Consider the following 9,313-nt stretch of genomic DNA (forward strand, 5'->3'; position numbering starts at 1 on the left):
ACGGTCAAATATCCTTTCTCTGAGAGGATCACGCGCAAAGTCCGCCGGGTGCGTCTCTCCGCCGGTCGCCGCGGTCAGGAGAAGTTCTCGGTGATGTAGACCTCTCCCTCGGCGGTGACGTATATGCCGATGCCCTCGCGGGTGAAGGGGGTCAGGATGTTCTCCCGGTGTCCCGGGCTGTCCATCCAGCCCTGTACGGTGGAGCGGGCAAGCTCTTCCAGGTCGTTGAACTCGTAGGAGTGCACCTGGCCGGTTTCCGGGTCGTAGGTGTATGAGCGGACGACGTTGGTGAGGGAGAGGTTCTCGCCGCCCACATAGACGGTGTCTCCGACCCGCGTCTCTTTGTGGTAATCGTGCTCCGTGTAGCGGTCGGCGAAGTCCTCGCCTTCCGGGCTGAGATGGTCGAAATAGTCTCTCTCCGCCATGTCCTTGCTGTGGTCGAAGGCGATCCTCGCGAGGGACTGGTCCCACTGCAGGGACCTGAGCCCCTCCTGCCTGCGCTCCTCGTTGATGAGGTCGTGGATGGTCGTGGCCAGGCCCGGGGCGTTGCTCGCCACGTGCTCGATCTGGCCCTGCAGCTCCGCCTGGACGGCGGCGGCTTCCTCCTCGCTGATGTCCTCGCCCTGGGGCAGGCCCACGTCCAGGCAGCCCCCGACGAGCAGGACCGCCAGGATGAATACCAGCACCACGGCAACCATGTGCGCGGCCTTATCGTTTGATCTCATCCTTCACACACCTCCCGGGATAATTCTATCAGACGCGGCGGGCCCTCCGGGACGGCGCCACCGCGCTTCGCCGGAGGTATAATACTGGTGGCGGCGGACCGGCGAGACGCAAGGCGACGCTGGTGAAGCCCGCAGCGGTGTTGAAGCCGCCACGGCCGGCGGCGGTCGGAACGGAGGGAGGACCGAGATGCGGATAGCACTGGTGGGCGCGGGGGCCATGGGGACGATCATCGGGGCCCTGATCGCAAGGAGCGGCGAGGACATCGTGCTGGTGGACGTGAACGAGCCCCACGTCGAAGCCCTGAACGAGAAGGGCGCGAAGATTACAGGGCACATGGACGTCACCGTGCCGGTCAAGGCCGTCACCCCGGATGGGATGGAGGGCATATACGACCTCGTCATCTATCTGGTCAAGGCCGTCTACGACGACACGGCCCTGCCCGAGTTGCTGCCCTATCTCGGCGAGGACAGCATGGTCATTACCCTCCAGAACGGCGTCCCAGAGGAGAAGGTCGCCGGGGTGGTAGGCCGGGAGAGGACCCTCGGCGGCGCCATCGGCTGGGGGGCCACCTTCATCGGGCCCGGGGTCTCCGAGCTCACCTATGATCCCGTGGAGATGACCTACGACATCGGGGAGATGGACGGCGCGCTCACCGAACGCGTCAAGCAGGTGAAGGCGGTCCTGGACCATGCCGGCGTCGCCGATATATCCGACAACCTGGTGGGCACGCGCTGGGTGAAGCTGATGATCAACGTGGCTATGAGCGGTCTCAGCAGCGCGCTCAACTGCACCTACGGGGACATCCTTGACAACGACAAGGCGGCGCTCGCCGCCATCACCATCCTCATCGAGACCCTCAAGACCTCCCAGGCCCTGGGCATCACCATGCAGCCGATAAAGGGCCTGGACCCCGTGGTGCTCCTGGACATCTTCAAGCAGGGCGAGGAGACATCCCTCGGCGCCTTCCGCCTGTTCTTCGAGCGCTCGCGCGAGCAGGTGGCGTCGATGCTGCAGGACCTGAGAAAGAGGATACCCTGCGAGGTGGAAACCCTGAACGGGTACCTCTCCGTGAAGTCGGCCGAGGCCGGGGTGCCCACCCCGGTGAACGACAAGGTGGCGGAGATCATCCGGGGCATCGAGGCGGGCGAGTACCCGCTGAGCTTCGACAACCTGGACATGATCGAGGTGCGTCCCCTGGAGGAGATCCTCTAGGCGGGCAGATGAGCGCGGGCGGAATCCGTGGCCCCGCGCGGCAGGGCAGGCGGGCAGCCGCAGGCGACCGCAACGAGAGGAAGGCGGGCAAGATGGCCGAAGAGATGAGCCAGGAGGAGATCAGGCAGAGGATATTCGCGCTGCTCAACAACTCACCCTTCTATCTGCACCTGGGCATGGAGATCGTCGAGGCGGGCGACGGGCACGCCAGGCTGCGTCTGCCGGTTAAGGATGAGCTGAAGAACCTCTACGGCATCCTGCACGGCGGGGTCATAGCCGCGCTCCTCGACTCCTCGTGCTCCATAGCCGTGGGGACCCTTCTGGGGCCGGACGAGGCCGCGGTCACCCTGGACCAGCGCATCAACTACATCTCAAACGTCAAGGACGGCGTACTCTACGGTGAGGGCAGGGCCCTGCATAAAGGCAGGTTCACGGGGGTCGGCCAGGCGGAGGTGAGGGACGAGGAAGGCAATCTGGTCGCCGCCGGGATGACCACCTCGTTCATCATCCAGAGGGGAGTCAGCCAGGCAAGAGATGCCAAGGACCCAGGTTCGTGAATACGGTCTGCACCGAGAGTGCCGGTGCGCCACGCCTGCAAGGCACGCGAGTGAGGCGTACTCGCTGAGTACGTCGCAGGGAGCGGAACGCAGCAGGCGGGGATGCAGCGGTGATCAAATGTGATCGTATTCACGGATCGGGGTCCTAAGGACCCCATTGACGAGAGGCTGAAGTAGGGAAAAGGAGAGGCCTCGGGCCAGGGTTGCCCGCAGCATATCGCCGATGGGCTCGGCGCCGCTCCGCCCCTTTCGCGCACCGTCCGATTGAACACCCTTATATAGTGAAAACGCGGACTGAGGTTATCATGTAATCAACCCTCATATACCGGTACGAAAAGGGGGATTCGAGATTGGGGGATTTCAGGGGCAAGGTAGTGGTTATCACCGGCGCAGCCAACGGTATAGGCCGCGAGATGGCCAGGTCCTTCGCACGGCGCGGCGCGCGCCTGGTGATGGTGGACATCGACGGGCAGAACCTGCGGGCCGCCGCGGGTGAACTCGAGGGCGCCGGTGCTGAAGCCACGGCCTGCGTGGTCGACGTATCCTCCGCCGAGGAGGTGGCGGACCTGTGCGATGACGTCTACGCCGCCCTTGGCAGGGTGGACGTACTCTGCAATAACGCCGGGGTGGCCGCGGCAGGTGATTTCGAGGCCATGTCCCTGGATGACCTGGGCTGGGTTATAGATGTCAACCTGCGGGGGGTCATCCACGGCTGCCACTACTTCTACCCGCGCATGATCGCCCAGGGCGGCGGCGGGCACATAGTGAACACCGCCTCGTCGGGAGGGCTGGCGCCGTTCATGGCGCTCGCGGTCTATTGTTGCACCAAGTACGGTGTGGTGGGACTATCGGAGACGCTGCGGGCCGAGGCGGCCCTGCACGGCATCGGGGTCTCCGCCATCTGCCCCGCCGCCATCGCTACCGACATCGTGCTCAGGGGCCGCATAAGGTCGCATTCCACCCGGTCGACCCCGGAGAAGCTGGCCGCCGTCACGAACGCGATGATCAAGCGCCGCGCCATCGCTCCCGGGCGGGTGGCGGAGGCAGCCGTGAAGGCGGTGGAGAGGGACCGTGGAGTGGTGGTGGTGGGTCCTGAGGCCTACCTGATGGATTGGACGCACCGTCTGAGCAGGCGTATGTTCGACTTCGCCATGACCGGAGCGGTACGCGCGGTGAAGAGGCTGATCTAGGCGCCGCTCGACCGCGGCGTCCCGTTGCATGGAGGAAGTATGGTGGAAAAGGGTTCGTTTAGGGACAAGACCGTGGTGGTCACCGGCGCCGCCAGCGGTATCGGCAGGGAGATCGCCCTCGCCTTCGCGCGGCGCGGCGCCAGGCTGGCCGTGGCCGACATCAACGCCGGTGGCCTGGAGAAGGTGCGGCTGGAGCTGACGCCGCTGGCGGGAAAGGTCTACGCGCAGGTAGTCGACGTCGCCATTGCGGCCGAAGTGGAGGGTTTCTGCGACAGCGTCTACCGCGAGATGGGCAGGGTGGACATCCTCTGCAACAACGCCGGCATCGGTATCGGCGGGCGTTTCGAGGACGTTACCCTGGAGGACTGGGAGTGGACCCTGGGGGTCAACCTCTGGGGAGTCATCCACGGCTGCCACTACTTCTACCCGCGCATGATCGCCCAGGGCGGCGGCGGACACATCGTGAACACCGCCTCGGGAGCGGGTCTTGCCCCACTCCCCCTCATGACCGCTTATTGCTGCACGAAGTACGCCGTCGTGGGCTTCTCGGAGACGCTGCGGGCCGAGGCGGCGCTGCACGGCATCGGGGTCTCCGCCATCTGTCCGGGCATCGTCAACACTCCCATAACGGGGTCCGCCAGGCTCTGCTCGGGCACGGAGCGCTCGACCTCGCAGCAACTGCAGGAGAAGATCATCAGTATCTACGCGCGGCGCAACTATACCCCCGACCGCGTGGCGGCCGCGGTGGTGAAGGCGGTGGAGAGGAACAGAGGCGTGGTGCCGGTGTGCCCCGAGACCTACCTTGGTGACTGGCTGCACAGGGCCAGCCGCAGATTGAACGACGCCGGTCTGGCACGCTCGGTGCGGCTGTTCTTGCGGCGGTTATAGGCAGGGGAAGCAAAGGGATTGGAAGATGAAAGCGACCATGGACTTCAAGGAAAAGACGGTGGTGGTCACCGGCGCCGCCAGCGGTATCGGCAAGGGGATCGCCCGGGCCTTCGCCCGGCGCGGCGCCAGGCTGGCCGTGGCCGACATCAATGCCGAGGCCCTGGAGAAGATGCGCCTCGAGCTGGTGGCGGCTGACTGCAAGGTCTATGCGCAGGTGGTCGACGTCGCGTTGGCGGCGGACGTGGAGGGTTTCTGCGACAGCGTCTACCGCGAGATGGGTCGCGTGGACGTCCTCTGCAACAACGCCGGTGTGGCGGTGAGCGGTTCCTTCGAGGACATCGGCCTGGATGACTGGCGGTGGATCTTCGGCATCAACCTCATGGGAGTGATCCACGGCTGCCACTACTTCTATCCGCGCATGATCGCCCAGGGCGGCGGCGGGCACATCGTGAACATAGCCTCCGCGGCGGGGCTGTTCCCGCTGCCCGGGTCGATACCTTATTCGTGCACCAAATACGCCGTCGTTGGACTGTCGGAGACACTGCGGGCCGAGGCGGTGCTGCATGGCATCGGGGTCTCCGCGATATGCCCGGGTTTCGTCTCTTCCGGCATCTTCGGCTCCGCCCGCCAGTGCACCCCCCGTAAGGACATGACCCATGAGGAAGCGGCGAGCCAGTTGCGGGAGAACCTGCGCAAGCGCGGGCGCACGCCGGAAAAGGTCGCCGCCGCGGTGCTGGAAGCCGTGGAGAAGGACCGGGGCGTGGCGGTCTGTCTCACCGAGGCACGATGCGGCGATCTCCTGCACCGTTTGAGCAGGAAGGCCAGCGAGTACATCGCGGCGCGGGCCGTGGCCATGGGTGAGAAGGGCATGGCCCGGGGGCCGCGAGCGCGGGAGGTAGGGGACCGGCTCGTCTCCGATCAGGAACTGGCTGAGATCGTGGATGAGGAAACCGCCCTGCGCCGCTGAAAGACCAGAACCTCCACACACCGGAGGACGTACATGCGCCAGGCCTTGACATCTCTAACCGGGGTTTATTGATCGACTGCCAAGGCGAGACATGTAAGGGCGCTGGACACCGCCGCGCCACCTTTGGGTGTCGCTGTCGCTTACGCGACGCAATCCGGAGAGCCCGAATAGAAAAAGGGCGCGCCGAGCCGCGCCCTTCCGGTGACAACCTGCCTATTCCCAGACGTACTTGTCCTTCTCCTCGGGGGGAGCCTCCTCGCTCACGGTCTCCTCCTCGGCCGGCGCGGTCGCCTCTTCCGCCTCTGGGACGCTCTCGGGGGCGGGTGCCTCCTCGGGGACCTCCTTAACCTCCAGCCCTGCCGATTCCGCTGCCGCCGCCAGGTCCGCCTTGGTCGTGTACTCCTCGTATTCGATGAGGAGGCTCTGGCTCTTTACCAGTAGCTCGCGCATGGGCGAGATCTGTTCAACGATCTGGTCACGGATGGCCGAGAAGGTTGAGAGGATATGGGCCTTCTCGCGCTCGAGATCATCTAGGATGCGGTCGCTGCGGTCCTGTGCCCGCTTGATGATGGCCGTCGCCTGGCTCCTGGCCTCCTGCAGTATGTTCCCCGCGCTGCGCTGGGCGTTCATCAGGGCTGTCTGGAGCGTTTTCTGCATCTCGTCGAACTGCGAAACCTTGCGGTCCATCCTGGACACGGCCTCTTCCAGTTCCTTGTTCTTGTTGGTCAGCTTCTCAAGTTCCTCCGCTACGGCATCCAGGAAGGAATCGACCTCTTCCCTGTCGTACCCTTCGGTGCTAACGGTGCTGAACTCCTTAAGATGGATGTTCATCGGGCTTATCGCCACTGCCATCTCCTCCTTCAAGAAGATCCACCGCCTCTAAGAGGCAGCCCCACGGCCTCATCGCCTAATAAGAAATCGTCCTCTTCTTCCCGCAACTATAGCAGCTTTTCCGCTATTATACGACAACCCGCACATGCTTCACAGCCAGGCACGTGGTCATACTCGGGCCGCATCCAGCAATTCTATTACAAGTATTCTTCTCTTTCCGCCGTCCTTCCTTCATGGCTTCAGCCCCTGTCGTTTGGGGCCGATTTAATGGCTGTGACCAGGATGTCCGACAATGGTGGGGCACGAAGTCCACCTTGAGACCCCCGGCGTGGCCGCCTGCGTTCCGGGGCGCATGACGTAGGTATGGATATGTGTATGGAAGCGTTACCAAAGGCTCGACACAATCTTGACAGGCTTTCATATATAATAGATGTTTATGATGACGCAGCTTTGGAAAACACCGCTGTTTTAGTGCTGGAAGGACTCTGGGGGACGGTTGGAGAAAGGTCCACCGAGCGGCAGTTTGCAGGCGTCTCGAGGGATGGCAACACCGATTAGTTCAGCCGCAAGGACAACGTTGCCGCAGCCTGTTTGGACAAGGAGGGGAGAGATTAGGTGAGCGCGTTCGGGTTACAAAAATCCCGCTTCGTCAAGCCGAACATCGAGAAGATGGAGGCGAAGAAGGACGTCAACGGCCTTGCTCAGGCATTGAAGAACGAAAACGTTAACCTGCGTATAAATGCCGCTCTTGCGCTGGGCAAACTCAAGAGGGCACGGGCCGTCGCCCCGCTCATCGAAGCTCTCAGGGATGAGGACGAGGACGTTCGCTGGGGTGCGGCATGGGCCCTCGGCGAGATAGGCAAACCGGCGGCCCGTCCCCTGATCCAGGTACTCAATGACGAGGACAGCGACGTGCGCTGGAAGGCCGCCTGGGCCCTTGAGAAGATTGGGAAGCCTGTGGTGGAGTCGTTGATCCAGGCCCTCAAGGTGGAGTCGGGGGAGGCAAAGGCCAAGGTGGCCCTGGTGCTGGGGGCAATCGGGGATATCAGGGCGGTGCGGCCTTTGGTTCAGGCCTTGCGTGACGAGGACGAAAACGTGCGTTGGGGGGCGGCCTGGGCCCTGGAGAAGATAGGGGGCGCCGCGGCCAAGTCACTGACCAAGTCGCTGGAAGACGGCAACGCGGAGACGCGCAGGGATGCGGCCATCGCCCTCGGGGTCATCCGCGACGAGACCGCGGTGGAACCGCTGCTCGTCACCATGAAGGACACGGACGCCGAGGTGAGGCGGGAGTCCGCTGCGGCGCTGATCAATATCGGAAACAAGAAGGCTATCTCCACCCTCAAGCGGCTGCTCTCGGACGAGAACGAGGACGTGCGCAGGCTGTCCGCCGCGGTCCTCGGGAGTCTGGGCTGGCAACCGGACGAGGAGACGGACAAGCTCCAGTTCTATATCGCCAACCGGGAGTGGCAGGAAGTGGTGAACCTGGGTAGCGAGTCCGTACTGCCCATGCTCAAAGCGCTGAAGAACGAGAACTGGGACGTGCGCAGGCAGGTGGCCCTCGCCCTCAAGGACAAGGGCGACCCCTTGGTCAGGGCTCTGGCGGACGCCCTGGACGAAGAGGACGAGGACATCCGCCGCGAGGCGGCCCTGGTCTTTAAGGAACTCGGAGACGAGTCCACCCTGGATGAGTTGCTGGAGGCCATGGGAAACCGGGACTGGTTCGTTCGCCGCAGCGTGGCCCTTACCCTGGGTGAGATCGGGAGTGATAAAGCCATCGGCCCCCTCATCGTCGCCCTCAAGGACGAGGACGAGGACGTGCGCCGCGTGGCTGCCTGGGCCCTCGGCAGGCTGGGGGAGATAGCGGTGGATCCGCTCCTGGAGGCACTCATCTCCGACGATACGGGAATGCGTCGCGGTTCCGCGTGGGCCCTCGGAGTGATCGGGGACGCGCGAGCCTGCGACAGCCTCATCGCTGCCCTCAAGGACAAGGACGAGGACGTAAGGCGCGGTGCGGCCTGGGCCCTGGTCGAGATAGGAGTGGAGGCTACCGGCCCGCTCAACACGGCCCTGGCCGACGAGGAGATCCAGGAACAGGTGGAAGCGATCCTGCAGAACCTGGGCGTCAAGCTAGAGGCAGAGGTTGCAGCGGAGGAGATTCCCGGGGAGGAGCTGTTGGTCCAGGGGGCGGAATTCGCGGAGGAGCCTTCGGTAGCCTGCGAACCCGTGGCGGAGGCGCAACTGCAGGCCACGCCGTCCACCTCCGAGGTGCTCGAGAAGATGGGTTGGGCACCCGAGAGCTGCGAGGAACCCGAGGCCGAAGCGGAGAAAGTCGAGGACCTCATCGCCAACCGGCAATGGGACCGCCTGACGGAACTCGGCGACGAGGCCGTGGGCTCACTTATCCTGGTCCTCGAAGACGAGGATGCGGAAGTGAGGGGACGGGCCGCCTGGTCCCTGGGTGTGATCGGAAACGTAAAGGCGATCAAGCCGTTGATCCGGAGGCTGGCGGACGAGGATAGAGATGTGAGGGTCAAGTCCGCCGGAGGCCTCAAGAAGATCGGCAGCGCAGCGGTGGACCCCTTGATCGATACGCTGACCTCCGAGGACCCCGAGCTGCGCAAGGAAGCGGCAAGGGTGTTGGGAGAGATCCGGGACATCCGGGCCATCGCTCCGCTCATCAGGACGCTCAAGGACGATGACGAGAAGGTTCGCGGCAGGGCGGCCAATGCACTGGAGAAGATCGGCAAGCCGGCTGTCGAGTCCCTACAGGAAGCTATACACGACGAGGATCCGAGCGTGAAGCAATTGGCGTCGTCGATATTGACCAGGCTGGGATGGAAGCCTTCGGAGATGGAGAAACCGGTGGAGGAACTGCCGCCGTTGCCCGAGATCCCCATGGTGGAGGAAGAGGTCCCGGTCGCGGAGATGGCCGCGGTCGCCGC

At 64.1% G+C, this 9,313-nt stretch carries 8 protein-coding genes; 6 read left to right on the top strand and 2 right to left on the bottom strand.

What is annotated here, in order from left to right; genetic code table 11:
- Nucleotides 1-74 precede the first annotated feature (74 nt).
- A complete protein-coding gene (locus tag AB1384_12950) occupies nucleotides 75-725 on the bottom strand; it encodes a CAP domain-containing protein (protein MEW6555179.1) in 651 nt (216 codons plus the stop codon).
- A gap of 187 nt (nucleotides 726-912) precedes the next feature.
- On the opposite strand from AB1384_12950, the gene AB1384_12955 reads away from it, so the two are divergent.
- From AB1384_12955 to AB1384_12975, 5 genes are all read left to right on the top strand, one after another.
- Nucleotides 913-1,938, top strand: coding sequence for a ketopantoate reductase family protein (locus tag AB1384_12955; protein MEW6555180.1), 1,026 nt, complete (start codon nucleotides 913-915; stop codon nucleotides 1,936-1,938).
- 8 nt (nucleotides 1,939-1,946) lie between these two features.
- Entirely contained in the window at nucleotides 1,947-2,495 is a 549-nt protein-coding gene (locus AB1384_12960) for a PaaI family thioesterase (GenBank protein ID MEW6555181.1), read from the top strand.
- A gap of 350 nt (nucleotides 2,496-2,845) precedes the next feature.
- Nucleotides 2,846-3,685, top strand: a complete 840-nt coding sequence (locus AB1384_12965) for an SDR family NAD(P)-dependent oxidoreductase (GenBank protein ID MEW6555182.1) — start codon at nucleotides 2,846-2,848, stop codon at nucleotides 3,683-3,685.
- A 39-nt stretch (nucleotides 3,686-3,724) separates the two neighbouring features.
- A complete protein-coding gene (locus AB1384_12970; GenBank protein ID MEW6555183.1) occupies nucleotides 3,725-4,573 on the top strand; it encodes an SDR family NAD(P)-dependent oxidoreductase in 849 nt (282 codons plus the stop codon).
- Between the two features lie 25 nt (nucleotides 4,574-4,598).
- Entirely contained in the window at nucleotides 4,599-5,540 is a 942-nt protein-coding gene (locus AB1384_12975) for an SDR family NAD(P)-dependent oxidoreductase (protein ID MEW6555184.1), read from the top strand.
- A 213-nt stretch (nucleotides 5,541-5,753) separates the two neighbouring features.
- Here AB1384_12975 and AB1384_12980 read toward each other — a convergent pair whose 3' ends face one another.
- Entirely contained in the window at nucleotides 5,754-6,392 is a 639-nt protein-coding gene (locus AB1384_12980) for a DivIVA domain-containing protein (protein ID MEW6555185.1), read from the bottom strand.
- A 594-nt stretch (nucleotides 6,393-6,986) separates the two neighbouring features.
- On the opposite strand from AB1384_12980, the gene AB1384_12985 reads away from it, so the two are divergent.
- On the top strand, nucleotides 6,987-9,313 hold a 2,327-nt coding region (locus tag AB1384_12985), incomplete at its 3' end, for a HEAT repeat domain-containing protein (protein ID MEW6555186.1).

The organism is Actinomycetota bacterium (assembly GCA_040757835.1).
Lineage (GTDB): Bacteria > Actinomycetota > Geothermincolia > Geothermincolales > RBG-13-55-18 > SURF-21.